The organism is Pseudomonas imrae (genome assembly GCF_046352735.2).
In the GTDB taxonomy this organism is placed as follows: Bacteria; Pseudomonadota; Gammaproteobacteria; order Pseudomonadales; family Pseudomonadaceae; genus Aquipseudomonas; species Aquipseudomonas imrae.
Genome location: NZ_CP110853.2, coordinates 4,083,659 through 4,110,076, shown reverse-complemented (window position 1 = coordinate 4,110,076; position 26,418 = coordinate 4,083,659). Strand labels below are relative to the sequence as shown.

Below are 26,418 nucleotides of genomic sequence, written 5' to 3'. Positions count from 1 at the left end.
TCCGCGTTATGCAAACTGCCTACACCGTTCTTATCCTGCTGATGCTGGTCAGCGTTTCGCGTCTTGTCGGGCGTGTGGTTCCCTTGCCGCTCCCGTTGGTACAGATAGCCGCCGGCGCGTTGCTGGCCTGGCCGACCCTTGGGCTGCACGTGGCCCTTGATCCTGAATTGTTTCTTTTCCTGTTTCTGCCGCCGCTGTTGTTCTCGGATGGCTGGCGCATGCCCAAGCGTGCGTTGTGGCGTCTGCGCGGGCCCATCCTGACCCTGGCGGTAGGTTTGGTGCTGTTCACCGTGGTGGGTGCTGGTTACTTCATTCATTGGATATTGCCCACGATACCGTTACCGGTGGCTTTCGCCCTGGCGGCCGTTCTGTCGCCGACGGATGCCGTGGCAGTGTCGGCTATTTCCCAGAATCGTCTGCCCACGCCGCTGATGCAGATGCTCCAGGGCGAGGCCTTGATGAACGATGCGTCGGGCCTGGTGACCTTCAAGTTCGCCCTGGCCGCCGCGTTGACTGGGGTGTTCTCCCTCGCGGATGCCAGCCTGACTTTTGTGCTGGTCGCCGTCGGTGGCCTGGCCGTGGGCGTAGCGTTGAGCTGGCTGGTCGGCCGTCTCCGAGCCTGGATGATCGCCCGTGGCTGGGATGACCCGGCGACTCATGTGGTGTTCATGTTGCTGCTGCCGTTTGCTGCTTATGTGTTGGCCGAGCGCCTGGGCGCGTCGGGTATTTTGTCGGCGGTCGCAGCGGGCATGATGCAAAGCTGGCTAGACCTGCTGCCACGCCAGACCAGTACGCGGCTGCTCAATCGCAGCGTGTGGTCATTGTTGGAATTTGCCTTCAATGGTTTGATCTTTCTGCTGCTGGGCCTGCAATTGCCGGACATCGTCAAGGCTGTGGTAAGCCATGAGCCGACGCTGTGGCCCACTCTTTTGTATCGTTGCCTGGACGTGGTCGCGATCTTTCTGGTGCTGGTGGTGCTACGGTTTATCTGGGTACAGAGTATCTGGCGGCTGTCGGGTTTATTGCGCCGGATTCGTGGGAAAAGTGAGCTGACGCTGGTACCGACCGCTCGTTCGTGCTGGTTGCTGACCGTCGGTGGTGTACGCGGTGCAGTGACTTTGGCCGGGGTGATGTCGGTGCCTTTGTTATTGGCGCCTGGCCAGGATTTTCCCGAGCGCGACCTGCTGATCTTCATTGCTGCCGGCGTAATCCTGCTGTCATTGGTCGCCGCATGTATTGCGTTGCCGTTGTTGTTACGAGGGATTGAAAAAAGCCCGGATGAGAAACGCCACAACGAAGTGCGCGAGGCCTGGAAGAAAACTGCCGTTGCTGCAATTCATGCCCTGGAGGCTGAGGAACCGGCCGAAGCGCAAGCCCAGGATGCCGCCCAGGCGGCGCTCGCCACTGAGTTGAAAGCACGACTGATGTCGGAATACCGCCATCAATTGGAGGTGTTCAACGATTCGGCCGAAGCCCAGGCGCTTGCACGGCAAATGGACCTGCTTGAACGCAAATTGCGCCTCAAGGCCCTGCGAGCGCAGCGCCTGGAATTATATAGCTTGAGCCGTCATCACCAGATTGGTGATGACGTTTTGCGGGAGGTGCTGGCAGACCTGGATATGAGTGAGGCGAATCTGGGCCATGTCAAATGACCCATAAAGTACTCAGGCGCGACGCTGAATGAAGTTGCGAATCCGTTCAGCCGCTTCCACACATTCGGCCAGCGGCGCAACCAGTGCCAGGCGCACGCGCCCTGCGCCAGGGTTGATGCCCTCGACTTCCCGCGACAGGTACGAGCCCGGTACCACAGTTACATGTTCTTGCTCGAACAAGTCGCGGCAGAAGGCTGCGTCGTCACCTTTTACGTTCGGCCACAGATAAAACCCGCCGTCCGGGTTCTGTACGTCCAGTACCGGCTTGAGGATCTTCAGTACGGCGTCGAATTTTTCCCGGTACAGGTCACGGTTGGCCTGTACGTGTGCCTCGTCCTGCCAGGCAGCGATGCTCGCCAGTTGGGTTTGCACGGGCATCGCGCAGCCGTGGTAGGTGCGGTACAGCAGGAACGCCTTGAGGATCTCGGCGTCACCGGCCACAAAACCGGAGCGCAAGCCAGGCAGGTTGGAGCGCTTGGACAGGCTGTGGAACACCACGCAACGCTTGAAGTCCTCGCGCCCCAGTTCGACACAGGCACTGAGCAGGCCCGGCGGCGGAGCCTGTTCGTCGAAGTACAGTTCGCTGTAGCACTCGTCGGCGGCAATCACGAAGTCGTGTTCGTCGGCCAGGGCGATCAGTTTTTTCAAGGTGTCGACGGGAATCAGCGCGCCGGTCGGATTGCCTGGGGAACACAGGAACAAGATCTGGCAGCGCTTCCAGATATCCGTCGAAACTGCATCGAAATCCGGATTGAAGCCGTTTTTGTCCAGGCAGGGCAGGTAGTGCGGCTTGGCCCCGGCAAGAAACGCCGCACCTTCGTAGATCTGGTAGAACGGGTTCGGGCTGACCACCAGCGCATCTTCGCCGCGGTTGACCACGGTCTGGGTGAAGGCGAACAGTGCTTCACGGGTGCCATTGACCGGCAGGATATTACGTGCCGGATCCAGCCAGCCCTTGGGCACGTCGAAGCGACGTTCGCACCAGGTGGCGATGGCCTCGCGCAGAGCGGGAATGCCCAGTGTGGTCGGATACACCGCCATCTGATCCAGATTGTCGGCCAGGGCCTGGGCGACGAATTGCGGGGACTTGTGCTTGGGTTCGCCGATGGACAGCGCAATCGGCCGCTTGTCCGGGTTGGGCGTGACGCTGCCCAGCAGGGCGCGCAATTTCTCGAACGGGTAGGGTTGCAGCTGATTCAGGGCGTTATTCATCGCAAGTCTCGTTCAATTCAGTTGTAAGCATGCTCTGCCGGGCGCAGCAGAACTAAATGTGGGAGTGGGCTTGCTCGCGATAGCCGTGAGTCAGTGAGGAATGCATCGCCTGACACTCCGCCATCGCGAGCAAGTCCGCTCCCACGTTCATATGGACAGTTGCATCGAATCGCCCCCAGGTTCCTGGTTCACGCTCAATTGCGTGACGATGGCGTCCTGCAGGCGGCGGCACAGTTCAGGGTCGGACAACGGCTGGTTGTCCGCATCGGTGATAAAGAACACGTCTTCGACGCGCTCGCCCAGGGTGGCAATCTTGGCGTTCTGCAGCGACAGGTCGAACTCGAGGAAGATCGTGCCAATTCGCGCCAGCAAGCCAGGGCGGTCCGGCGCGTTGAGCTCCAGGACAGTGACCGGGCGCTGGGCGTCGTTGTGGATCGTCACTTGAGGGGCGAAGGCGAAATGCTTGAGCTGGCGCGGTACCCGGCGCTGGATGATGGTCGGGTAGTCGTCAGGGTTGCGCAGGGCCTCGGTGAGCCCTTCGCGGATCTTTTTCACCCGCTGCGGATTGTCGCCGATGGACTCGCCTTCGGTGTCCAGCACGATATAGGTGTCGAGGGTGAACTGGCTGCTGGAGGTAATGACGCGGGCGTCGTGAATGTTCAGGTTGAGCTGATCCATTGCCGCCACGGTTACCGCAAAGAAATCATGCTGGTCGGGGGCGTAGATGAAAATTTGCGTACCACCTTCGAATTCGCGCTGGGTGGTCTCCTTGATCAACACCAAAGGGCCGCCGTCATTCGGTTGCTGAAGGATGGCGTCAGTATGCCAGGCCACATCGCCTGCGGTGTGCCGCAGGAAATAGTCATCGCCCAACTGCGACCAGAGCTGCTCGACATCGTCTGGGTCGTTGCCGCCGCGTACCAGGATGTCCAACGCTGCGCTTTGAGTGCGACGGATCTGCTCTTCGCGGTCTACCGGGTTTTCCAGGCCGCGTCGCAAGGCGCGCTTGGTTTCGGTGTAGAGCTGGCGCAGCAGGCTGGCGCGCCAGGAATTCCACAGCGTAGGGTTTGTTGCGTTGATGTCGGATACGGTCAGCACATACAGATAGTCGAGGCGGGTTTCGTCCCCGACGATCTGGGCGAAGTCGTGGATTACTTGAGGGTCGGACAAGTCCTTGCGCTGGGCGGTGGTAGACATCACCAGGTGATTTTGTACCAGCCAGACGATCAGGCGGCTGTCCCATTGAGGCAATTGGTGGCGCTGGCAAAACGCCTCGGCATCCACTGCGCCGATTTCCGAGTGGTCGCCATGCCGGCCTTTGCCGATATCGTGATAAAGCCCGGCGAGGTAAATCAGCTCGGGTTTGGGCAACCTGGCCATCAGTTTGCTGGCCAGCGGGAATTTCTCTGACACCTGGGTGTACTGCAGCTTACGCAGGTGTTTGATCAGGTTCAGGGTATGTGCATCGACCGTATAGATATGAAACAGGTCGTGCTGCATTTGCCCGACAATAAAACCGAACTCCGGCAGGTAACGGCCAAGGATGCCGTAGCGGTTCATGCGGCGTAGGTTGCGGTGGATGCCGATCTTGCACTTGAACAGCTCGATAAACAGGCTGGTATTGCGGATGTCGTGGCGAAACTCGTCGTCAATCAGGTGGCGATGTTCGCGCAGCAAGCGAATGGTATCGGCGCGCACGCCCTTGATTTCCGGCTGCTGGGCCATCAGCACAAAGATTTCCAGCATGGCAAAGGGGGTGCGCTTGAACACGTTGTCGTTGCGCGCTTCGATATAGCCATCATGTAGCTGGAAACGCGCATTGATGGGCTGCGGCGGTGCTTCGTCTTCCGGGGCCAGGATGACCTCTTCGAAATGCTGGATGATCAGGTCACTGAGCTGGGCGATGCTCATGACTACCCGGTAATACTGCTGCATGAAGCTTTCAATGCTGGTCTTCGCATCTTCGCCCTCGAACCCCAGGAGCACCGCAATGGAGCGCTGATGATCGAACAGCAAGCGATCTTCAGAGCGTCCCGCGAGCATGTGCTGGGCATAGCGCACTTTCCACAGGAACTCCTGGGAGGAGGCCAGCAGCGCGTTTTCGCTTTCCACCAGGAAACCTTCGCCCGCCAGGGCCCGCAGGTTCAGGGTGCCGTACTGGCGGCGCGCGACCCACAGGATGGTCTGGATATCCCGCAGTCCTCCAGGCGAGCCCTTGACGTTGGGTTCGAGGTTGTATTCGGTGTCGTTGTACTTGTGGTGTCGCGCTTTCTGTTCGGCACGCTTGGCGAGGAAAAAGTCCTTGCTAGGCCACATATGTTCGGTGCTGGTGACTTCCAGCATGCGCTGGCGCAGGCGTTCCGGGCCGCAGATGGTGCGGCTTTCCATCAGGTTGGTAACCACCGTCAGGTCAGCGCGGGCTTCTTCGGCGCATTCATCCACCGAGCGCACGCTTTGGCCGACTTCCAGGCCGATATCCCATAGCAGCGTGAGAAAACGCTCTATGGAGTCGCGAAAAATCTCGTGATCAGCGCTGTCCAGCAGGATCAGCAGGTCGATGTCGGAGTAGGGATGCAGTTCGCCACGGCCGTAGCCCCCGACTGCTACCAATGCAATGTCGGCGTCTTCACACCACGTGAACTGCTCCCAGGCCTTTTGCAGGATGTTGTCGACGAACCAGGCGCGATCTTCAATCAGTCGCCGAATGTCCCGGCCACTGCGAAAGCGCGCATCGAGCACCTCACGGGCCTGGCGGATAGCTTTCTTGAAGGCTGCGACCGGGCTTGCCTTCAGTGCCAGTTCGGCCTGGAACTGGCCACGGTCGAAGAGTTCTGGATCCACCTGGGGCATCGATTGGCTTTCCTTTCTATCTATCTGGAGGTCACAGCACGGCGATCTGGAAAGCTCGCTGCAAGCTTCAGGCCGAAACGCGGGGAATCGTGTCGTCGGCGCGCAGGGTGAAAATCTCGTAGCCCGTTTCGGTGACCAGCAGGGTGTGTTCCCATTGCGCCGAGAGCTTGCGGTCCTTGGTGATGGCGGTCCAGCCGTCGCCCAGCACTTTGGTGTCTGCCTTGCCCTGGTTGATCATCGGCTCGATGGTGAAGGTCATGCCTGCCTTGAGCTCCATGCCGGTACCGGCGCGGCCGTAGTGCAGGATCTGCGGTTCTTCATGGAACACGGTGCCGATGCCGTGGCCGCAGAATTCGCGTACTACCGAGAAGCCGTTCTTTTCCGCGTGTTTCTGGATCACTTCACCGATATCGCCCAGGCGGCAGCCGGGCTTGACGATTTCGATGGCCTTGTACATGCATTCCTGGGTCACCTGGGACAGGCGCTCGGCCCAGACCGGCACGTTGCCGACGTGGAACATGCGGCTGGTGTCGCCGAAGTAGCGGTCCTTGATCACGGTGACGTCGATGTTCAGGGTATCGCCATCCTTCAGTGGCTTGTCCCCCGGAATCCCGTGGCAGACCACATGGTTGACCGAGGTGCAGATCGACTTGGGGAAACCTTTGTAGTTCAGTGGGGCAGGGATGGCCTTTTGCACATTGACGATATAGTCGTGACAGATCTGGTTGAGCTTTTCGGTGGTGACGCCGGGCTTGACATGTTCGGCGATCATTTCCAGAACGTCGGCAGCCAGTTTGCCGGCAATGCGCATGCCGGCGATGTCTTCGGCGGTTTTCAAACTAACGGTCATACAGGCTCTCTCTAGCGCGACGCGCTGAAATCAATACGGTTTACGGGCGTGCGACAAAAGGTTGCAAAATTCACACAAGCCACAAAAAACGCGATTCTACCAGACGCGGGCGGTAAATCATGAGCCCCTGGCGATCGCTTCTCTCTATAAGGTGGGGGTAAGTCCGCTCTATTCAACGGGTTGCGTACAGTCCGCTGACGTCAGATGCGATTGCGGGTTTCGTTCTCGTCCTTCTTGTGGTATAAAATGCGCCGCTTTCCGGGGATACCCCGCAGAGCTTAAATCCACACACGTGTCGACACGATGACCTGGGTGCCGGAGGCCTTGAAGCCGCTGGTTGGTCATTGGGATACGTGGAGGCCAAACCCGACTTATCAAGGAACTATCATGTCCCAAGTCAATATGCGCGATATGCTGAAGGCCGGTGTGCACTTCGGTCACCAGACCCGTTACTGGAACCCGAAAATGGGCAAGTACATTTTCGGCGCGCGTAACAAGATTCACATTATCAACCTTGAAAAAACCCTGCCAATGTTCAACGAAGCTCTGACTTTCGTAGAGCGCCTGGCCCAGGGCAAAAACAAGATCCTGTTCGTCGGCACCAAGCGTTCCGCTGGCAAGATCGTTGCTGAAGAAGCAGCACGTTGCGGTTCGCCGTACGTCGATCATCGCTGGTTGGGCGGCATGCTGACCAACTTCAAAACCATCCGTGCTTCCATCAAGCGTCTGCGTGACCTTGAAGTGCAAGCCGAAGACGGTACTTTCGCCAAGCTGACCAAGAAAGAAGCGCTGATGCGCTCCCGCGACCTGGAAAAGCTCGATCGTTCCCTGGGTGGTATCAAGGACATGGGCGGTCTGCCTGACGCACTGTTCGTTATCGACGTTGATCACGAGCGCATCGCGATCACCGAAGCCAACAAGCTGGGCATCCCGGTTATCGGCGTAGTCGATACCAACAGCAGCCCGGAAGGCGTCGACTACATCATCCCAGGCAACGATGACGCAATCCGCGCTATCCAGCTGTACATGGGTTCGATGGCTGACGCTGTTATCCGTGGCCGCAACCACGTTGCTGGTGGTACCGAGCAGTTCGTTGAAGAAGCTCCGGTAGCCGCCGCTGAGTAACTGACGCCCTGGCGTTGACTCAGTAAGCAAAAAGGGGGCTTTGCCCCCTTTTTGCCACCTCGAAAACCATTTGTTGGCGCCCACGTGTGGCGGTGCAACATGCAGCTGTAACGTGCAGCAGCCTACAAAGGTGGTTCGGGAAGAATAGATCGCCCGTTTGTTCGGGTGGAATGGTTGAAAACCTATCCAAGAGGATTTTGAAATGGCAGAGATTACTGCAGCGTTGGTTAAAGAACTGCGTGAGCGTACCGGCGAAGGCATGATGGATTGCAAAAAGGCCTTGACCAAGGCCGGCGGCGACATCGAAAAAGCCATCGACGACATGCGTGCTTCGGGTGCCATCAAGGCTGCCAAGAAAGCAGGCAACGTGGCTGCTGAAGGCGCTATCGCTCTGGTTGAAGACGGTAAAGCTGCAGTTCTGCTGGAAGTGAACTCGCAGACCGACTTCCTGGCCCTGCAAGATGACTTCAAGGCCTTCGTGGCTGCCAGCGTCAAGAAAGCATTCGACGACAAGCTGACTACTGTTGAGCCTCTGATCGAAGCTCAAGAAGCTGATCGCCTGGTACTGGTCGGCAAGGTTGGCGAAAACGTCAACATCCGTCGTCTGGTTCGCGTTGAAGGTGATGTTGTTGGCGGTTACCTGCACGGCAACAAAATCGGCGTAGCTGTTGTTCTGAAAGGCGGCGACGTTGAGCTGGCCAAGGACATCGCTATGCACGTAGCGGCCAGCAACCCTGAATTCCTGCTGCCATCGGAAGTATCCGCTGATGCAATCGAGCGCGAGAAAGCCGTGTTCCTGAGCCTCAACGCTGACAAAATCGCTGGCAAGCCAGAGAACATCGTTGAAAACATGATCAAGGGCCGCATCAGCAAGTTCCTGGCCGAAGCGAGCCTGGTTGAGCAGGCGTTCGTCAAGAACCCTGAAGTCAAGGTTGGCGAACTGGCTAAGAAAGCCGGTGCCGAAATCGTTTCCTTCACTTACTTCAAAGTAGGCGAAGGCATCGAGAAGCCGGTCGACAACTTCGCTGAAGAAGTTGCTGCCCAGCTGGCTGCCGCCAAGCAATAAGACGGTTTTCAACTGTCGCCCAAAAGAGGCTGCCCGCTCACGCGCGCAGCCTCTTTTCAAATGGAATGACCAATTTATTTGGCTTCCCTCCGGAACTGGCTTACAAAGTCGTGTTCCGATGGCGCTGTAACAGCGTCCAGCTAGAGTGAACGCAAGCCGTAAACGGCTCGCCAAGATTTTTTAAAAATACGCCGCAGGAGAGATTCGCAATGGCTCAGCAGGGCAGTGGTTATCAGGCTCGCTATAAACGCATTCTACTCAAGCTCAGCGGCGAGGCCCTGATGGGCTCGGAAGAGTTCGGGATCGATCCCAAGGTACTCGACCGCATGGCACTGGAAGTCGGCCAGCTAGTTGGTATCGGCGTCCAGGTAGGGCTGGTGATCGGCGGCGGCAACCTGTTCCGCGGCGCGGCACTCAGTGCGGCCGGCATGGATCGGGTGACCGGCGACCACATGGGCATGCTGGCCACTGTAATGAACGCCCTAGCCATGCGTGACGCCCTGGAGCGTGCCAATATCTCGGCGATCGTGATGTCGGCTATTTCCATGGTCGGCGTGACCGATCACTATGATCGCCGCAAAGCCATGCGCCACCTGAATGCCAAAGAGGTGGTGATCTTTGCCGCCGGCACCGGCAATCCGTTCTTCACCACCGACTCGGCTGCCTGCCTGCGCGCGATCGAGATCGATGCCGACGTGGTGCTCAAGGCCACCAAGGTAGATGGTGTTTACACTGCCGATCCATTCAAGGACCCGCATGCCGAGAAGTTCGATCATCTGACTTACGATGAAGTGCTGGATCGCAAGCTGGGTGTGATGGACCTGACGGCTATTTGCCTGTGCCGCGACCATAAGATGCCGTTGCGCGTATTTAACATGAACAAGCCCGGTGCCCTGCTGAACATCGTACACGGCGGCGCGGAAGGGACTCTGATCGAGGAAGGCCAACAATGATCAACGAAATCAAGAAAGACGCTCAAGAGCGTATGCAAAAATCCCTGGACTCTCTGAACCATGCATTTGGCCAGATTCGTACCGGCAAGGCACACCCAAGCATCCTGGGTAGCGTGATGGTGCCGTACTACGGTGCAGACACTTCTATCACGCAAGTGGCCAACATCACTGTAAAAGATTCGCGCACCCTGCAAGTCGTGGCTTTTGAGCGCAACATGCTCGGCGCTGTCGACAAGGCGATCCAGAGCGCCGGCTTGAACCTCAACCCGACCAACCTCGGCGAGTTGTTGCTGATTTCCATGCCTGCCCTGACTGAAGAAACCCGCAAGGGGTTTACCAAGCAGGCGCGCAGTGCTGCCGAAGACGCCCGGGTTGCAGTGCGCAACATTCGTCGCGATGCCTTGGGCGAGCTGAAGAAGCTGGTCAAGGACAAGGAAATCAGCGAAGACGAAGAGCGTCGTGCTGTCGCGGATATCGACAAGTTGACCAAGGATTCCGAGGCTCAGATTACCAAGGCTACCGAAGATAAAGAAAAGGACCTGATGGCCGTATAAGGGTCAGGGCACTTTCATGGAAAAGACCAAGCAGACTGTGCCCTCCGTGGTGCCGCGCCATGTCGCGATCATCATGGATGGGAATAATCGCTGGGCGAAAAAACGCTTTATGCCGGGTGTCGCCGGGCATAAGGCGGGCGTCGATGCGGTGCGGGCGGTCATCGAGGTGTGTGCCGAGGCCAAGGTCGAAGTATTGACCTTGTTTGCCTTCTCCAGTGAAAACTGGCAGCGGCCGGCCGAGGAAGTCAGTGCCTTGATGGACCTGTTCTTCAAAGCCCTGCGTCGTGAGGCCAGGCGCCTGAACGACAACAATATTTGCCTGCGCATCATTGGTGATCGCTCGCGGTTCCATCCGGAACTGCAGGCGGCCATGCGCGAAGCCGAAGCGATTACCGCTGGTAGTAATGGTTTTGTACTGCAAATCGCAGCCAACTATGGCGGTCAGTGGGATATTGCCCAGGCCGCACAGCGTCTGGCTCGCGAGGTGCAGGGCGGTCACCTGCGGGCGGAAGACATTACGCCTGAACTGTTGCAGACCTGTCTTGTGACTGGCGACCTGCCTTTGCCGGACTTATGCATCCGTACCGGTGGCGAGCATCGCATCAGCAACTTCCTGCTGTGGCAGTTGGCCTATACCGAATTGTACTTTTCCGACCTGTTCTGGCCGGACTTCAAACACGAAGCCATGCGCAGTGCGCTGGCCGATTTCGCTTCCCGTCAGCGTCGCTTTGGTAAAACGAGCGAGCAGATCGAAGCTGGAGCCCGGGTTTAATGCTCAAACAACGAATCATCACGGCACTGATCCTGCTGCCGATCGCCTTGTGTGGTTTTTTCCTGCTGGAAGGTTCCGGTTTTGCGCTGTTCATTGGCCTGGTCGTGAGCCTTGGTGCCTGGGAATGGGCGCGCCTGGCAGGTTTCACTACGCAGCTTCCTCGCGTCGTGTATGCCGCTGTCGTGGCGTTGCTGCTGTTCCTGATGTACATCCTGCCCTACGTGGCGCCTTGGGTCCTGGGGGCTTCCGTCCTCTGGTGGGCTTTGGCGACGTTCCTGGTGCTGACCTATCCGCGCACCAGTGGTCATTGGTCCAGCGTCGCCTGCAAGCTGGTGATTGGCCTGTTGATTCTATTGCCGGCCTGGCAGGGCCTGGTCTACATCAAGCACATGGCGCTGGGTAACTGGTTGATCATGGCCGTGATGGTGTTGGTCTGGGGGGCGGATATCGGTGCGTATTTCTCTGGTCGAGCCTTCGGCAAACGCAAGCTGGCACCCGCAGTCAGTCCCGGCAAGAGTTGGGAAGGGGTGTATGGCGGGCTGGCGCTGACCCTGGTCATTACGGTTGTTGTTGGTCTGTCGCGTGAGTGGAGCGTCACGCAGATGCTTCTGGCGCTGGTCGGTACTGCGGTTGTCGTACTGATCTCGGTGGTCGGTGACTTGACCGAAAGCATGTTCAAACGCCAGGCCGGGATCAAGGACAGCAGTAACCTGCTGCCGGGTCATGGTGGGGTGCTGGACCGTATCGATAGCCTGACTGCGGCGATCCCGGTCTTTGCGGTGTTGCTGTGGATGGCGGCCTCGTGAGCCGGTTGCAACAGGTCACTGTACTGGGCGCTACCGGTTCGGTCGGGTTGAGTACGCTGGACGTGATTGCTCGTCACCCCGAGCGCTATCAGGTATTTGCGTTGACTGGCTTCAGCCGCTTGAGCGAGCTGTTGGCTTTGTGCATTCGGCACGTGCCGCAGTTTGCGGTGGTGCCGGATGCTGTCGTCGCGCGAGGCTTGCAGGAAGATCTGCACACTGCCGGGCTGTCGACCCAGGTGCTGGTGGGTGAGGAGGGGTTGTGTCAGGTATCGGCCGACCCGGCTGTCGACACGGTTGTCGCCGCTATCGTCGGTGCGGCCGGGCTGCGTCCGACCTTGGCTGCTGTCGATGCCGGAAAAAAGATCCTGTTGGCCAATAAAGAAGCCCTGGTCATGTCCGGGACGCTTTTTATGCAGGCGGTGCGCAAGAGCGGTACTGTGCTGTTGCCGCTGGACAGCGAGCACAATGCGATTTTCCAGTGCATGCCGGGGGATTTTTCCCGCGGTCTGAGCCAGGTGGGTGTACGGCGTATCTTGCTGACCGCCTCCGGTGGTCCGTTCCGCCAAACGCCATTGGCCGAGTTGGAACTCGTTTCACCGGATCAAGCCTGCGCTCATCCCAACTGGTCGATGGGGCGCAAGATCTCGGTTGATTCGGCCAGCATGATGAACAAGGGTCTGGAGCTGATCGAGGCTTGCTGGTTGTTTGATGCGCGGCCTGATCAGGTCGAGGTGGTGATTCATCCGCAAAGCGTGATTCATTCCCTTGTCGATTATGTGGACGGTTCGGTCCTGGCTCAGTTGGGCAATCCGGATATGCGGACACCCATTGCCAATGCTTTGGCATGGCCTGAGCGCATTGATTCCGGTGTTGCGCCTCTGGACCTGTTCGCCATTGCCCGCCTGGATTTCGAGGCGCCTGACGAGCAGCGCTTCCCATGTCTGCGTCTGGCGCGTGAAGCTGCCGAGGCTGGCAACAGTGCTCCGGCGATGCTTAACGCAGCCAACGAAGTCGCGGTGGCGGCGTTTCTTCAGCAGCGCATCCGCTTCCCGCAAATCGCGAGTATCATCGAGGACGTCTTGAATCTCGAACAGGTGGTTGCCGTGAATGATTTGGATGCCGTATTCGAGGCTGATGCAAAGGCCCGGGGCTTGGCCGAGCAATGGCTGAAGCGCCACGCAAGTTAGCCTGTAGGCACTGGATTGGAATGCGGAGAAATTAGATGAGCGCGCTCTACATGATTGTCGGCACCCTGGTTGCGCTGGGTGTGCTGGTCACTTTCCACGAATTCGGCCATTTCTGGGTCGCACGGCGTTGCGGCGTCAAGGTCCTGCGTTTTTCCGTCGGTTTTGGCATGCCGCTGCTGCGCTGGCACGACCGGCGTGGCACCGAGTTCGTGATTGCTGCCATCCCTCTGGGCGGCTACGTCAAGATGCTTGACGAGCGTGAGGGCGAAGTGCCGGCTGATCAGTTGGAGCAATCGTTTAATCGCAAGACCGTTCGTCAGCGCATCGCCATTGTTGCCGCCGGCCCCATCGCCAACTTTTTGCTGGCCATGGTGTTCTTCTGGGTTTTGGCGATGCTGGGCAGTCAGCAGGTACGCCCGGTTATCGGTGCGATCGAGGCGGGTAGTATTGCGGCCCAGGCCGGCCTGAGTGCCGGTCAGGAAATCGTTGCTATCGATGGTGAACCGACCACCGGTTGGGGGGCGGTCAATTTGCAGTTGGTGCGCCGCCTGGGTGAAAGCGGCACCGTGAACCTGGTGGTGCGCGAGCAGGGTTCGACTGCCGAGATTCCACGCGAACTGACTCTCGACAACTGGCTCAAGGGCGCCGACGAGCCGGACCCGATCAAGTCGCTGGGGATTCGTCCATGGCGTCCTGCCTTGCCGCCGGTGCTTGCGGAGCTGGATCCAAAAGGCCCGGCTCAGGCTGCTGGCTTGAAAACCGGTGATCGGCTGCTGACTCTTGATGGTCAGTCGCTCAATGATTGGCAGCAAGTAGTCGATCTGGTCCGTGTACGTCCTGATACCAAAATTGTGCTGAAAGTTGAGCGCGACGGTGCTCAAATCGATATTCCTGTGACTCTGGCGGTGCGTGGGGAAGCCAAGACTGCCGGGGGGTACTTGGGTGCCGGTGTGAAAGGTGTCGAGTGGCCGCCATCGATGGTGCGAGAGGTCAGCTTCGGGCCTTTGGCCGCGATTGGCGAGGGTGCGCGACGCACTTGGACCATGAGTGTACTGACCCTCGATTCCCTGAAGAAAATGTTGTTCGGCGAGCTCTCGGTAAAAAACTTGAGTGGACCGATAACCATTGCTAAAGTGGCGGGCGCTTCTGCCCAGTCGGGCGTTGCTGATTTCCTGAATTTCCTGGCTTATCTGAGTATTAGCCTTGGGGTTCTGAATTTGTTGCCCATTCCAGTATTGGATGGGGGGCATCTGTTGTTTTATCTGGTCGAGTGGGTGCGTGGTCGCCCCTTGTCGGATCGGGTGCAGGGTTGGGGGATACAGATCGGTATCAGTTTGGTGGTCGGGGTGATGTTATTGGCCCTGGTCAACGATCTGGGACGACTGTAACGCTTCGCTGAATTGCGAATCTGCCGCATTTTGCGGCAGTTTGTTTATTGCCAGTTGGAATAAGAAAGGACTTCATGAAACGTCTGCTGCTAACTGCGGTTCTCACCGTATTGATGATCGCCGAAGTTCACGCCGAGTCCTTCACCATCTCCGATATTCGCGTCAACGGCCTCCAGCGGGTTTCCGCAGGTAGCGTGTTTGGTGCCTTGCCGTTGAACGTTGGTGAACAGGCTGACGACCGTCGCCTGGTGGAATCCACTCGTGCGCTGTTCAAAACCGGTTTCTTTCAAGATATCCAACTGGGTCGCGAAGGCAACGTCCTGGTCATCACTGTCGTCGAACGACCGTCCGTCGCCAGTATCGAGATCGAAGGCAACAAGGCGATCTCCACTGAAGACTTGATGAAAGGTCTCAAGCAGTCCGGCCTGGCCGAGGGTGAGATCTTCCAGCGTGCCACCCTTGAAGGAGTGCGCAATGAGTTGCAACGTCAATACGTTGCACAGGGCCGTTATTCCGCTTCCGTTGAAACCGAAGTGGTACCGCAGCCGCGCAACCGTGTGGGCCTGAAGGTCAACATCAACGAAGGTACTGTAGCGGCCATCCAGCACATCAACGTGGTGGGCAACACCAAGTTTGCCGACGAAGACCTGATTGACCTGTTCGAACTCAAGACCAGCAACTGGTTGTCGTTCTTCAAGAACGATGACAAGTACGCCCGTGAAAAGCTTTCCGGTGACCTGGAACGCCTGCGCTCCTATTACCTGGACCGTGGCTATATCAACATGGATATCGCTTCGACCCAGGTGTCCATCACTCCGGACAAAAAACACGTCTATATCACCGTCAACGTCAATGAAGGCGAGAAGTATCGCGTTCGTGACGTGAAGCTGAGCGGCGACTTGAAAGTGCCTGAAGACCAGGTCAAGTCCCTGCTGCTGGTCCAGAAAGACCAGGTGTTCTCGCGCAAGCTGATGACCACCACCTCCGAATTGATCACCCGTCGACTGGGCAACGAGGGCTACACCTTCGCCAACGTCAACGGTGTGCCGACGCCGCACGATGATGATCACACTGTGGACATCACCTTTGTCGTCGACCCAGGGAAGCGTGCCTACGTAAACCGTATCAATTTCCGTGGCAACACCAAGTCCGAGGACGAGGTGCTGCGTCGTGAGATGCGCCAGATGGAAGGTGGCTGGGCTTCGACCTACCTGATCGATCAGTCCAAGACTCGTCTTGAACGACTTGGTTTCTTCAAGGAAGTCAACGTCGAAACCCCGGCCGTACCGGGCGTGGATGACCAGGTTGACGTGAACTACGCCGTTGAAGAGCAAGCGTCCGGTTCCATCACCGCCAGCGTTGGCTTTGCGCAAAGCGCCGGCCTGATCCTCGGCGGCTCGATCACCCAAAATAACTTCCTGGGTACGGGGAACAAGGTTTCCATCGGCTTGACCCGAAGCGAATACCAGAGCCGCTATAACTTCGGCTATGTCGACCCCTACTGGACTGCCGATGGTGTGAGTCTGGGCTACAACGCTTTCTATCGTACGACTGACTACGACGACCTCGACGTCGACGTTGCAAGCTATGCAATCGATAGCATGGGTGCTGGTGTCAACGTTGGCTATCCGATCAGTGAGACCTCGCGTTTGACCTTCGGCCTGACCGCGCAACAGGACGAGATCAAGACCGGTGTCTACACCGTGGATGAAATCTTCGACTTCACCCGCCGTGAAGGTGACAAGTTCCTGAACTTCAAGGCGTCCGCCGGCTGGTCCGAGTCGACCCTGAACAAAGGCGTATTGGCGACCCGTGGTCACTCCCAGAGCCTGACCCTGGAAGCCACCACTCCAGGCAGCGACCTGTCGTTCTTCAAACTCGACTATCGTGGCCAGTTGTTCACGCCGTTGAGTGAGAACTACACCATGCGCCTGCACACGGAACTGGGCTACGGTGATGGTTATGGTTCCAGCGATGGCCTGCCATTTTACGAGAACTACTACGCGGGCGGTTTCAACTCGGTACGTGGCTTCAAAGACAGCACCCTGGGTCCTCGTGGTACGCCAAGTCGTGGGCAGGACAAGACGGGCAACCAGGGGACCATTGTCGATACGGACGATGATCCGCTGCCATTTGGTGGTAACGTGCTGATCCAGGGTGGTGCGGAAATTTTGTTCCCGCTGCCGTTCGTCAAGGACCAGCGCTCCCTGCGTACGTCGGTCTTCTGGGATGTGGGTAACGTATTCGACTCCAAGTGCGAGCAGATCCGTAACCCTAGTGGCTTGAAGTCCAATACCCAGTGCAACGACGTTAGCCTGAGCAACCTGGCCAGTTCCGTGGGTGTTGGTGTGACCTGGATCACCGCCTTGGGTCCATTGAGCTTTGCCCTGGCGATGCCGATCAAGAAACCGGATAACGCTGAAACCCAGATTTTCCAATTCTCCCTCGGCCAGACGTTCTAAGCGTCTGACCCCAAGATAACGACAACGGATTCTGTAGGAGTGCATCGTGCGTAAGTTGACTCAATTGGTTCTCCTGGCAACTGTGCTGGTAGCGACCCCGGCGTTTGCCGAAATGAAGATTGCCGTCCTGAACTATCAAATGGCTCTGCTGGAGTCCGATGCGGCGAAGAAATACGCCGTGGATGCCGAGAAGAAATTCGGCCCGCAACTGACCAAGCTCAAGACGCTGGAAAGCAGTGCCAAAGGCATTCAGGACCGTTTGGTCGCGGGTGGCGACAAAATGCAGCAAGGCGAGCGCGAGCGTCTGGAGCTTGAATTCAAGCAAAAGGCCCGTGACTACCAGTTCCAGTCCAAGGAGCTGAACGAAGCCAAGGCTGTAGCTGACCGCGAGATGCTCAAGCAACTGAAGCCAAAACTCGACAGCGCGGTGGAAGCCGTCATCAAAAAAGGTGCTTTTGACCTAGTCTTCGAGCGTGGCGCCGTGATTGACGTTAAGCCTCAATACGACATCACCCGCCAGGTGATCGAGCGTATGAACCAGCTGAAGTAAACCATGACACCGACTATTAAGCTCGGCGAGTTGGCCGAGTTCCTCGGGGCGACCTTGCGTGGCTCCCCGGAGAAAGAAATCACTGGGCTAGCCACCTTGCAGGAGGCTGGCCCAGCTCAGTTGAGTTTCCTCGCAAACCCCCAATACCGTAAATACCTGGGCGAAAGCCAGGCTGCAGCCATTTTGCTGAAGGCGGCTGATGCCGAAATGTTTGCCGGGAATGCGCTGGTTGTGGCTGATCCTTACGCGTCCTATGCGCGAGTGTCCCATCTGTTCGATCCGAAACCCAAGGCTGTAGCAGGTGTTCATCCCTCTGCTGTGATTGCCGACGATGCCCGGGTAGATCCTGCGGCAAGTATTGGTGCCTTTGCAGTGATCGAAAGTGGCGCACGCATTGCTGCTGGTGTGACCATTGGTGCCCATTGTTTTATTGGTGCCCGTTGTGAGATTGGCGCAGGTGGCTGGCTCGCCCCGCGCGTGACGTTGTATCACGACGTGCGTATCGGGCAGCGAGTAGTGATTCAGTCGGGTGCCGTAATTGGTGGCGAAGGCTTCGGTTTCGCCAATGAAAAAGGTATTTGGCAGAAAATCGCCCAGGTCGGCGGCGTATTGATTGGTGATGATGTTGAAATTGGCGTCAACACCGCGGTAGATCGCGGAGCATTGGCCGATACCGTTATTGGCAATGGTGTGAAGCTGGACAACCAGATTCAGATCGCTCACAACGTACAGATTGGAGATCATACGGCCATGGCCGCGTGCGTCGGCATTTCCGGCAGTACCAAGATCGGCAAGCACTGCATGCTGGCGGGCGGTGTCGGGCTGGTAGGTCATATTGAAGTTTGCGACAACGTATTCATTACCGGTATGACCATGGTCACCCACTCGATTACCGAACCTGGGGCCTACTCATCCGGCACGGCTATGCAGCCTGCGGCCGAATGGCGCAAGAGTGCGGCTCGTCTGAGGCAACTCGACGATATGGCTCGACGCCTGAAACATCTGGAAAAGCGTGTTGGGGACGTGACCCCTGGCAGTAATGTTTCATCAGATGGCTGATACCATTTCCATATCAAGTGTACGCAGCAGCTAGACTGCCTTCTTGATTTGCTAGAGGGGCGCGCCTTAGTCCGCGCGCTTCCAATCTTTATTACAGGCTTCCCCCCGAAATGATGGACATCAACGAGATTCGCGAATACCTGCCTCACCGTTACCCGTTCCTGCTGGTGGACCGTGTAGTGGAGCTGAATGTTGAGGAGAAGCGCATTCGTGCCTACAAGAATGTCAGCATCAACGAACCATTCTTCAACGGTCACTTTCCTGCGCATCCAATCATGCCGGGTGTCTTGATCATCGAAGCAATGGCCCAGGCTGCCGGTATTCTTGGTTTCAAAATGCTTGATCTGAAGCCTGCCGATGGTACGCTTTACTATTTCGTGGGCTCTGACAAGTTGCGCTTCCGTAACCCGGTGACGCCGGGCGACCAGTTGATCCTGGAAGCCAAGTTTGTGAGCTGCAAGCGCCAGATCTGGAAATTCGAGTGCCAGGCATCGGTTGATGGCAAGCCTGTTTGCTCCGCTGAAATTATTTGCGCGGAACGCAAACTATGAGTTTGATTGACCCTCGCGCAATCATCGATCCGACGGCCGTACTGGCCGCCGACGTCGAGGTCGGCCCATGGTCGATCGTCGGCGCAGGTGTGGAAATAGGCGAGGGAACAGTCATCGGGCCACACGTGATCCTCAAAGGTCCGACCCGAATTGGCAAGCACAATCGCATCTACCAGTTTTCCTCGGTAGGCGAAGATACTCCTGACATGAAGTACAAAGGTGAAGAAACACGCCTGGTAATCGGTGACCACAACATCATCCGTGAAGGCGTGACCATTCATCGTGGTACTGTCCAGGATCGCGCGGAGACCACCTTGGGCGATCACAACCTGGTGATGGCCTATGCCCACATCGGTCACGACAGTGTCATCGGCAATCACTGCATCCTGGTCAACAATACTGCCCTGGCAGGTCATGTTCACGTTGATGACTGGGCGATTCTCTCTGGCTTTACCCTGGTTCATCAGTATTGCCATATTGGCGCCCACAGTTTTTCTGGCATGGGCACCGCCATTGGCAAGGATGTGCCGGCGTTCGTCACGGTATTCGGCAACCCGGCTGAAGCCCGCAGCATGAATTTCGAGGGCATGCGGCGTCGTGGTTTCAGCGAAGACGCAATCCACGCCCTGCGCCGTGCCTACAAAATTCTCTATCGCCAGGGGCTCACGGTTGAGCAGGCCCTGAATGAGTTGGTGGAGCCCGCGTCGTTGTTTCCGGAAGTCGCAGTGTTTCGCGATTCGATCCAGGCGTCGACTCGCGGCATCACCCGTTAACCATGGCCAGGCTACGTATAGCGTTGGTGGCTGGAGAGGCTTCCGGCGATATTTTAGGCGCAGGCCTGATGCGGGCTCTCAAGGCACAGCATCCAGCGGTCGAGTTTATTGGCGTTGGCGGTCCGTTGATGCAGGCTGAAGGCCTTGTATCTTACTTTCCCATGGAGCGCCTGTCGGTCATGGGGCTGGTTGAGGTCCTGGGACGTCTTCGTGAGTTACTGGCTCGGCGCAAGCTATTGATCCAGACGCTGATTGAAGAAAAACCGGACGTCTTTATCGGCATCGATGCTCCCGATTTTACCCTCAATATCGAGCTCAGGTTGCGTCAAGCCGGGATCAAGACCGTGCATTACGTCAGTCCGTCCGTCTGGGCGTGGCGACAGAAGCGGGTATTGAAGATCCGTGAAGGTTGCGACCTGATGCTGACTTTGCTTCCTTTCGAAGCGCGATTCTATGAAGAGAAGGGCGTGCCGGTGCGCTTTGTCGGTCATACCCTGGCCGATACTATTCCGCTGCAAGCTGATCGGGCTGCCGCCCGCACAGAGCTGGGCTTGCCCGACGGGCCTTTGGTCGCGTTGATGCCGGGCAGTCGCGGGGGAGAAGTGGGCCGCCTGGGCGCATTGTTTTTTGATGCGGCCGAACGTTTGCTGGCCTTGAAGCCGGACATGCATTTCGTGTTGCCGTGTGCCAGCCCTCAGCGTCGTACACAGATCGAGACCCTGCTGGCGGGGCGCAATCTGCCGCTGACGCTGCTGGACGGAGGGTCGCATCTGGCCTTGGCGGCTTGCGATGCCGTGTTGATCGCCTCGGGCACCGCGACGCTTGAGGCTTTGCTGTACAAGCGACCGATGGTTGTGGCCTATCGCCTGGCGCCGCTGACCTATTGGATCCTCAAGCGCATGGTGAAAAGCCCTTACATATCTTTGCCCAACTTGCTGGCCCAGCGTCTGCTGGTGCCCGAGTTGTTGCAGGATGATGCAACGCCCGAAGCCCTGGCGCAGACCCTTCTGCCGTTGATCGACGGCGGCGATGAGCAGACTCGTGGGTTTGATGAAATCCATCGTACCTTGCGCCGCGATGCGTCAAACCAGGCGGCTGACGCGGTGTTGAGCTTGATTGGACATAAGCAGGAAGCTCTATGAAGACGCAAATAGGCCTTGATTTCAGTCTGGTCGCCGATACTCACGAACTGGTTGCCGGCGTTGATGAAGTAGGACGTGGTCCGTTGTGTGGCGCCGTGGTTACAGCTGCGGTCATTCTTGATCCGAACCGGCCGATTCTCGGCTTGAACGACTCCAAGAAACTCACTGAAGCCCGCCGTGAAAAACTCTTCGACGAGATTTGCGAGAAAGCACTGAGCTGGCACATCGCCCGGGCCGAAGTCGAAGAAATCGACCAATTGAATATTCTTCACGCCACCATGCTGGCCATGCAGCGAGCCGTGGAAGGCCTGCACATCGTGCCGAAGCTGGCAATGATCGATGGCAATCGCTGTCCGAAGTTATCGATGCCGGCTGAAGCCGTGGTCAAGGGTGACAGCAAAGTCCCGGCGATCGCCGCCGCGTCGATTCTCGCAAAAGTCAGCCGCGACCGTGAAATGGCAGCTTTTGAGTTGATCTATCCAGGCTATGGCATTGGTGGTCATAAAGGCTATCCGACGCCCGTTCATCTGGAAGCCCTGTCTCGTCTTGGGCCAACTCCGATTCATCGACGTTCGTTTGCTCCCGTACGCCAGGCCTACGAGCTGCGCGAGAACCTGATCGAGGTTTAGTCGCGAGGCTGATGTTTTTGCCAAGGCCCGGTACAATCCGGGCCTTGTTGTTTCCACGTATCAAGACAGGATCTTTATGCCGGCTTCATTCGTTCACCTGCGCCTGCACACTGAATATTCCCTGGTCGACGGCCTGGTACGGATCAAACCGCTGGTCAAAACCCTGGTAGGGATGAACATGCCTGCCGTGGCGGTCACCGACCAGAACAACATGTGCTCCCTGGTCAAGTTCTACAAAAACGCCATGGGGGCTGGCATCAAGCCGATCTGTGGTGCTGACCTCTGGTTGTCCAACAAAGATCCCGATAATGCCCTGAGCCGTATCAGCCTGTTGGCGATGAACGGTGTCGGTTATCGCAACCTTACCGAACTGATCTCCCGTGGTTTTATTGACGGCCAGCGCAATGGCTCGATCATTATCGAGCGCGAGTGGGTGGCTGAAGCCAGTGAAGGGCTGATCATGCTCTCGGCGGCTAAAGAGGGTGAAATCGGTATCGCACTGCTGGGGGGCAACCCTCAGGAAGCCGAAGTATTGGCGCGCGAGTGGATGGCCGTATTTCCCGATCGTTTCTACCTGGAAGTTCAGCGCACGAACCGTCCTAACGATGAAGAGCATTTGCACGCTGCCGTGGTCCTGGCCGAAAAGCTGGGTGCGCCGCTGGTAGCGACCAACGATGTGCGCTTTATCAAGAAGGAAGATTTCGAAGCCCACGAAACCCGTGTTTGCATTGGCGAGGGGCGCGCGCTGGATGATCCGCGGCGTTCGAAGAATTACAGTGAAGAGCAGTACCTAAAAAGCGCCGAGGAAATGGCCGAACTGTTCAGTGACCTGCCCGAGGCGCTGGAAAACTCCGTTGAAATCGCCAAGCGCTGCAATATCGAAGTGAAGTTGGGCAAACACTTTTTGCCCAACTTCCCGATTCCCGATGGCATGACCATCGATGAATATTTCCGCAAGGTGTCCTTTGATGGCCTGGAAGAGCGCCTGACGGTCTTGCTGCCCAAGGACACGACCGAGGATTACGAGGCCAAGCGCCAGGTTTATGTCGAGCGGCTGAATTTCGAGCTGGATATCATTATCCAGATGGGATTCCCCGGTTACTTCCTGATCGTTATGGATTTTATCCAGTGGGCCAAGAGTAACGGCGTGCCGGTAGGGCCGGGCCGGGGCTCAGGTGCCGGCTCGTTGGTGGCCTACGTGCAGAAGATCACCGACCTCGATCCGCTGGAATATGACCTGCTGTTCGAGCGGTTCCTGAACCCGGAACGGGTATCGATGCCCGACTTCGACGTCGACTTCTGCATGGACGGTCGTGACCGCGTAATCGAATACGTGGCCGAGAAATATGGCCGCAACGCTGTAAGCCAGATCATTACGTTCGGTTCCATGGCCGCCAAGGCGGTGATCCGCGACGTGGCGCGCGTACAGGGTAAGTCCTACGGCCTGGCGGACCGTCTGTCGAAGATGATTCCGTTTGAAGTCGGCATGACCCTGGAAAAAGCCTACGAGCAGGAAGAAATCCTGCGTGACTTTATCAAGGTCGATGAAGAAGCCGCTGAAATCTGGGATATGGCGCGCAAGCTTGAAGGCGTGGTACGTAACGTCGGCAAGCACGCCGGTGGTGTGGTTATTGCGCCGACCAAACTGACGGACTTCTCGCCGATCTATTGTGATGAAGAGGGCGACGGCCTGGTCACCCAGTTCGACAAGGACGACGTGGAGGCCGCCGGCCTGGTGAAGTTCGACTTCCTGGGCCTGCGTACTCTGACAATCATCGACTGGGCGCTCAAGACCATCAACCGCGACCGTGCCAAGGTTAATGAGGCGCCGCTGGACATCGCTTTTATCCCACTGGACGACAAGCCGACTTACGCCCTGCTGCAAAAAGCCGAAACCACCGCAGTGTTCCAGCTTGAGTCCCGGGGCATGAAGGAGTTGATCAAGAAGCTCAAGCCCGACTGCCTGGAAGACTTGATCGCACTGGTAGCCCTGTTCCGTCCGGGTCCGTTGCAATCGGGCATGGTTGACGACTTTATCAACCGTAAGCACGGGCGCGCCGAGCTGGCTTACCCGCACTCTGACTACCAGTACGAAGGCCTCAAGCCAGTACTGGCACCGACCTATGGCATCATCCTGTATCAGGAACAGGTGATGCAGATCGCCCAGGTCATGGCCGGCTACACCTTGGGTGGTGCGGACATGCTGCGTCGCGCCATGGGTAAGAAAAAGCCCGAGGAAATGGCCAAGCAGCGGGGTGGTTTCATTGAAGGTTGCGCAACCAATAATATTGATGCGGACCTGGCCGGTAACATCTTTGACCTGGTGGAAAAATTCGCCGGTTACGGTTTCAACAAGTCCCACTCGGCCGCCTATGGACTGGTTTCATACCAGACTGCCTGGCTCAAGGCCCACTACCCGGCGCCGTTCATGGCGGCGGTGCTCTCGGCGGATATGCACAACACCGACAAGGTCGTGACCTTGATCGAAGAAGTGCGAACCATGAAGCTGCGTCTCGACGCACCGGACGTGAACGCCTCCGAGTTCAAGTTCACCGTGAACGATGAAGGCAGGATCATCTACGGCCTGGGCGCGATCAAGGGCGTGGGCGAAGGGCCGGTGGAGGCCATTACCGAAGCGCGTCAGCACGGCCCGTTCAAGGACTTGTTCGACTTCTGCGCCAGGGTTGACCTGAAACGTATCAACAAGCGCACCCTGGACGGCTTGATCCGCAGCGGAGCACTTGACCGTCTGGGCCCGTATTTCCATGATGAGCCGAAAGCCTATCAGGCCAATATTGACTGCAACCGGGCGGTGCTGCTGGCCGCCATGGAAGAGGCGATCAAGGCCGCGGAACAAACCGCCCGTACCCACGACAGCGGTCACGCCGACCTGTTTGGCGGCCTGTTTGTCGAGGAGGACGCGGATGTCTACGCCAATCACCGCAAGGCCAAGGAGCTGACGCTCAAGGAGCGCCTCAAAGGTGAGAAGGACACTTTGGGCCTGTATCTCACCGGCCATCCGATTGATGAATATGAGGGCGAAATACGACGGTTCGCTCGCCAGCGCATCATTGACCTGAAGCCGGCGCGCGATACCCAGACCGTGGCTGGCATGATCATCGCGCTACGGGTGATGAAAAACAAAAAGGGCGACAAGATGGGTTTTATCACCCTCGATGACCGCTCTGGCCGGATTGAAGCGTCCCTGTTTGCCGACGCCTTCCATTCCGCTCAATCGCTGTTGCAGACCGATGCGATGGTGGTGGTGGAGGGAGAAGTCAGCAACGATGACTTCTCCGGTGGTTTGCGTTTGCGGATCAAGCGGGTGATGAGCATGGAAGATGCGCGCACCAACCTGGCCGAAAGCCTGCGCCTGAAAGTGCGTACCGAAGCGCTCAAGGGCGATCAACTGCGCTGGCTGGGCGATCTGCTCAAGCGACATCGCGGTGCGTGCCCGGTGACCATGGAGTACACCGGCAACGATGCCAAGGCTACGCTGCAGTTCGGCGAGACGTGGCGAATTGACCCGGCCGATGGCTTGATTCAAGCATTGCGTGACCAGTTCGGGCGTGACAACGTCTTCCTCCAATACCGTTGACGGTCAGGGGTCGATCTTTTACCCCTGACCTCGACTCAACATTTAATCTCGACCTTGACGCGCCTCTCCCTTAAGGTAGGGCGCGAATAGACAACCGGCTGGCCAGGCACTCCTTGGCCGTCGACCCAAGACGGACGCTTATGAACCCGAATTTTCTTGATTTCGAACAGCCGATTGCTGACCTGCAAGCCAAGATCGAAGAGTTGCGCCTGGTCGGCAATGACAATTCGCTGAACATTGGCGATGAAATCTTGCGCCTGCAAGACAAGAGCAAGACGCTCACCGAAGATATCTTCGGCAAGCTGACCAGTTGGCAGATCGCGCGCCTGGCCCGCCACCCACGACGCCCGTACACCCTGGACTACATCGAACATATCTTCACCGAGTTCGACGAGTTGCACGGCGACCGTCACTTCTCCGATGACGCTGCCATTGTTGGCGGTATTGCTCGCCTGGATGACCAGCCAGTGATGGTGATCGGTCACCAGAAGGGTCGTGAGGTTCGCGAGAAAGTACGTCGCAACTTCGGCATGCCGCGCCCAGAAGGCTACCGCAAGGCCTGCCGACTGATGGAAATGGCCGAACGTTTCAAGATGCCGATCCTGACTTTCATTGATACCCCAGGTGCCTATCCTGGTATCGACGCTGAAGAGCGTAACCAGAGCGAAGCCATTGCCTGGAACCTGCGAGTCATGGCGCGCCTGAAGACCCCGATCATCGCTACCGTGATTGGTGAAGGCGGTTCCGGCGGCGCATTGGCCATTGGTGTCTGCGATCAACTGAACATGCTGCAATATTCGACTTACGCAGTGATCTCGCCGGAAGGTTGCGCATCGATCCTGTGGAAGACCGCCGAAAAAGCACCGGACGCCGCCGAAGCCATGGGCATCACGGCCGATCGCCTGAAAGGCCTGGGTATCGTCGATAAGGTGATCGCCGAGCCTCTGGGCGGCGCGCACCGTGATCCGGCTGCTGGCGCGGCAACCATCCGCGCCGAACTCGGCGCGCAACTGGCGATGCTCAAGAAGTTTGATAACGAAGCATTGCTGGCTCGTCGTTACGAGCGCCTGATGAGCTACGGTCTCTAAGAGCGACGCAGTACTAAAATGTGGGAGCGGTCTTGCGTGGGAGCGGGCTTGCTCGCGATAGCGGTGTATCAGTGCCATATTAACTGGCTGACACAGCGCTATCGCGAGCAAGCCCGCTCCCACACAAACCTGCTCCCACATTGTTTTGTGT

General features: G+C 57.7%; 21 protein-coding genes. 18 read left to right on the top strand and 3 right to left on the bottom strand.

The genetic code is table 11. The features are described 5' to 3' along the window. Positions 1–8 precede the first annotated feature (8 nt). A complete protein-coding gene (locus OQ460_RS18670) occupies positions 9–1,652 on the top strand; it encodes a Na+/H+ antiporter (protein WP_410018856.1) in 1,644 nt (547 codons plus the stop codon). 12 nt (positions 1,653–1,664) lie between these two features. On the opposite strand, the gene dapC is transcribed toward OQ460_RS18670, so the two are convergent. The 3 genes from dapC to map all read right to left on the bottom strand — a co-directional run bounded on the left by dapC (position 1,665) and on the right by map (position 6,564). Next, a complete protein-coding gene (dapC, locus tag OQ460_RS18665) occupies positions 1,665–2,864 on the bottom strand; it encodes a succinyldiaminopimelate transaminase (RefSeq protein ID WP_410018855.1) in 1,200 nt (399 codons plus the stop codon). 147 nt (positions 2,865–3,011) lie between these two features. Beyond that, complete coding sequence (locus tag OQ460_RS18660) at positions 3,012–5,714, bottom strand: [protein-PII] uridylyltransferase (RefSeq protein WP_410018854.1); 2,703 nt, start codon at positions 5,712–5,714, stop codon at positions 3,012–3,014. Positions 5,715–5,781: 67 nt separating this feature from the next. Next, on the bottom strand, positions 5,782–6,564 hold the full coding sequence (map, locus tag OQ460_RS18655; protein WP_410018853.1) for a type I methionyl aminopeptidase: 783 nt from the start codon (positions 6,562–6,564) through the stop codon (positions 5,782–5,784). 387 nt (positions 6,565–6,951) lie between these two features. Between map and rpsB the strand changes: the two genes are divergently transcribed. The 17 genes from rpsB (at position 6,952) to OQ460_RS18570 (ending at position 26,267) form a co-directional block, all read left to right on the top strand. After that, entirely contained in the window at positions 6,952–7,689 is a 738-nt protein-coding gene (gene rpsB, locus OQ460_RS18650) for a 30S ribosomal protein S2 (protein ID WP_003189158.1), read from the top strand. A gap of 202 nt (positions 7,690–7,891) precedes the next feature. After that, positions 7,892–8,755: a translation elongation factor Ts gene (gene tsf, locus OQ460_RS18645; protein WP_410018852.1), complete on the top strand. Its 864-nt coding sequence runs from the start codon at positions 7,892–7,894 to the stop codon at positions 8,753–8,755. A gap of 209 nt (positions 8,756–8,964) precedes the next feature. Beyond that, a complete protein-coding gene (pyrH, locus tag OQ460_RS18640; RefSeq protein ID WP_003172271.1) occupies positions 8,965–9,708 on the top strand; it encodes a UMP kinase in 744 nt (247 codons plus the stop codon). Further along, entirely contained in the window at positions 9,705–10,262 is a 558-nt protein-coding gene (gene frr / locus OQ460_RS18635) for a ribosome recycling factor (RefSeq protein WP_410018851.1), read from the top strand. Before pyrH ends, frr begins: the two co-directional genes overlap by 4 nt. Positions 10,263–10,278: 16 nt before the next feature. Continuing rightward, entirely contained in the window at positions 10,279–11,034 is a 756-nt protein-coding gene (uppS, locus tag OQ460_RS18630) for a polyprenyl diphosphate synthase (protein ID WP_410018850.1), read from the top strand. Then, on the top strand, positions 11,034–11,840 hold the full coding sequence (locus OQ460_RS18625) for a phosphatidate cytidylyltransferase (protein WP_410018849.1): 807 nt from the start codon (positions 11,034–11,036) through the stop codon (positions 11,838–11,840). The genes uppS and OQ460_RS18625 overlap by 1 nt, the downstream gene beginning before the upstream one ends. After that, the gene (ispC, locus tag OQ460_RS18620; RefSeq protein ID WP_410018848.1) at positions 11,837–13,027 is read left to right on the top strand and encodes a 1-deoxy-D-xylulose-5-phosphate reductoisomerase; all 1,191 of its coding nucleotides are present in this window, start codon (positions 11,837–11,839) and stop codon (positions 13,025–13,027) included. Before OQ460_RS18625 ends, ispC begins: the two co-directional genes overlap by 4 nt. 35 nt (positions 13,028–13,062) lie before the next feature. After that, a complete protein-coding gene (gene rseP, locus OQ460_RS18615) occupies positions 13,063–14,415 on the top strand; it encodes a sigma E protease regulator RseP (RefSeq protein ID WP_410018847.1) in 1,353 nt (450 codons plus the stop codon). Between the two features lie 74 nt (positions 14,416–14,489). Continuing rightward, complete coding sequence (gene bamA, locus OQ460_RS18610) at positions 14,490–16,877, top strand: outer membrane protein assembly factor BamA (protein ID WP_410018846.1); 2,388 nt, start codon at positions 14,490–14,492, stop codon at positions 16,875–16,877. Between the two features lie 46 nt (positions 16,878–16,923). Then, on the top strand, positions 16,924–17,427 hold the full coding sequence (locus tag OQ460_RS18605) for an OmpH family outer membrane protein (RefSeq protein WP_057958698.1): 504 nt from the start codon (positions 16,924–16,926) through the stop codon (positions 17,425–17,427). 3 nt (positions 17,428–17,430) lie between these two features. Continuing rightward, entirely contained in the window at positions 17,431–18,486 is a 1,056-nt protein-coding gene (gene lpxD / locus OQ460_RS18600; protein WP_410018845.1) for a UDP-3-O-(3-hydroxymyristoyl)glucosamine N-acyltransferase, read from the top strand. Positions 18,487–18,596: 110 nt separating this feature from the next. Continuing rightward, positions 18,597–19,037, top strand: a complete 441-nt coding sequence (fabZ, locus tag OQ460_RS18595; RefSeq protein WP_029297270.1) for a 3-hydroxyacyl-ACP dehydratase FabZ — start codon at positions 18,597–18,599, stop codon at positions 19,035–19,037. Continuing rightward, positions 19,034–19,810: an acyl-ACP--UDP-N-acetylglucosamine O-acyltransferase gene (lpxA, locus tag OQ460_RS18590; RefSeq protein WP_410018844.1), complete on the top strand. Its 777-nt coding sequence runs from the start codon at positions 19,034–19,036 to the stop codon at positions 19,808–19,810. Before fabZ ends, lpxA begins: the two co-directional genes overlap by 4 nt. Positions 19,811–19,812: 2 nt before the next feature. Next, positions 19,813–20,952 (top strand): lipid-A-disaccharide synthase, encoded by a 1,140-nt coding sequence (gene lpxB, locus OQ460_RS18585; protein ID WP_410018843.1) that lies wholly within the window; start codon positions 19,813–19,815, stop codon positions 20,950–20,952. After that, positions 20,949–21,581, top strand: coding sequence for a ribonuclease HII (rnhB, locus tag OQ460_RS18580; RefSeq protein WP_410018842.1), 633 nt, complete (start codon positions 20,949–20,951; stop codon positions 21,579–21,581). The genes lpxB and rnhB overlap by 4 nt, the downstream gene beginning before the upstream one ends. Before the next feature lie 76 nt (positions 21,582–21,657). Further along, positions 21,658–25,179: a DNA polymerase III subunit alpha gene (dnaE, locus tag OQ460_RS18575; protein WP_410018841.1), complete on the top strand. Its 3,522-nt coding sequence runs from the start codon at positions 21,658–21,660 to the stop codon at positions 25,177–25,179. A gap of 140 nt (positions 25,180–25,319) precedes the next feature. Then, positions 25,320–26,267, top strand: coding sequence for an acetyl-CoA carboxylase carboxyltransferase subunit alpha (locus OQ460_RS18570; RefSeq protein ID WP_410018840.1), 948 nt, complete (start codon positions 25,320–25,322; stop codon positions 26,265–26,267). Positions 26,268–26,418 lie beyond the last annotated feature (151 nt).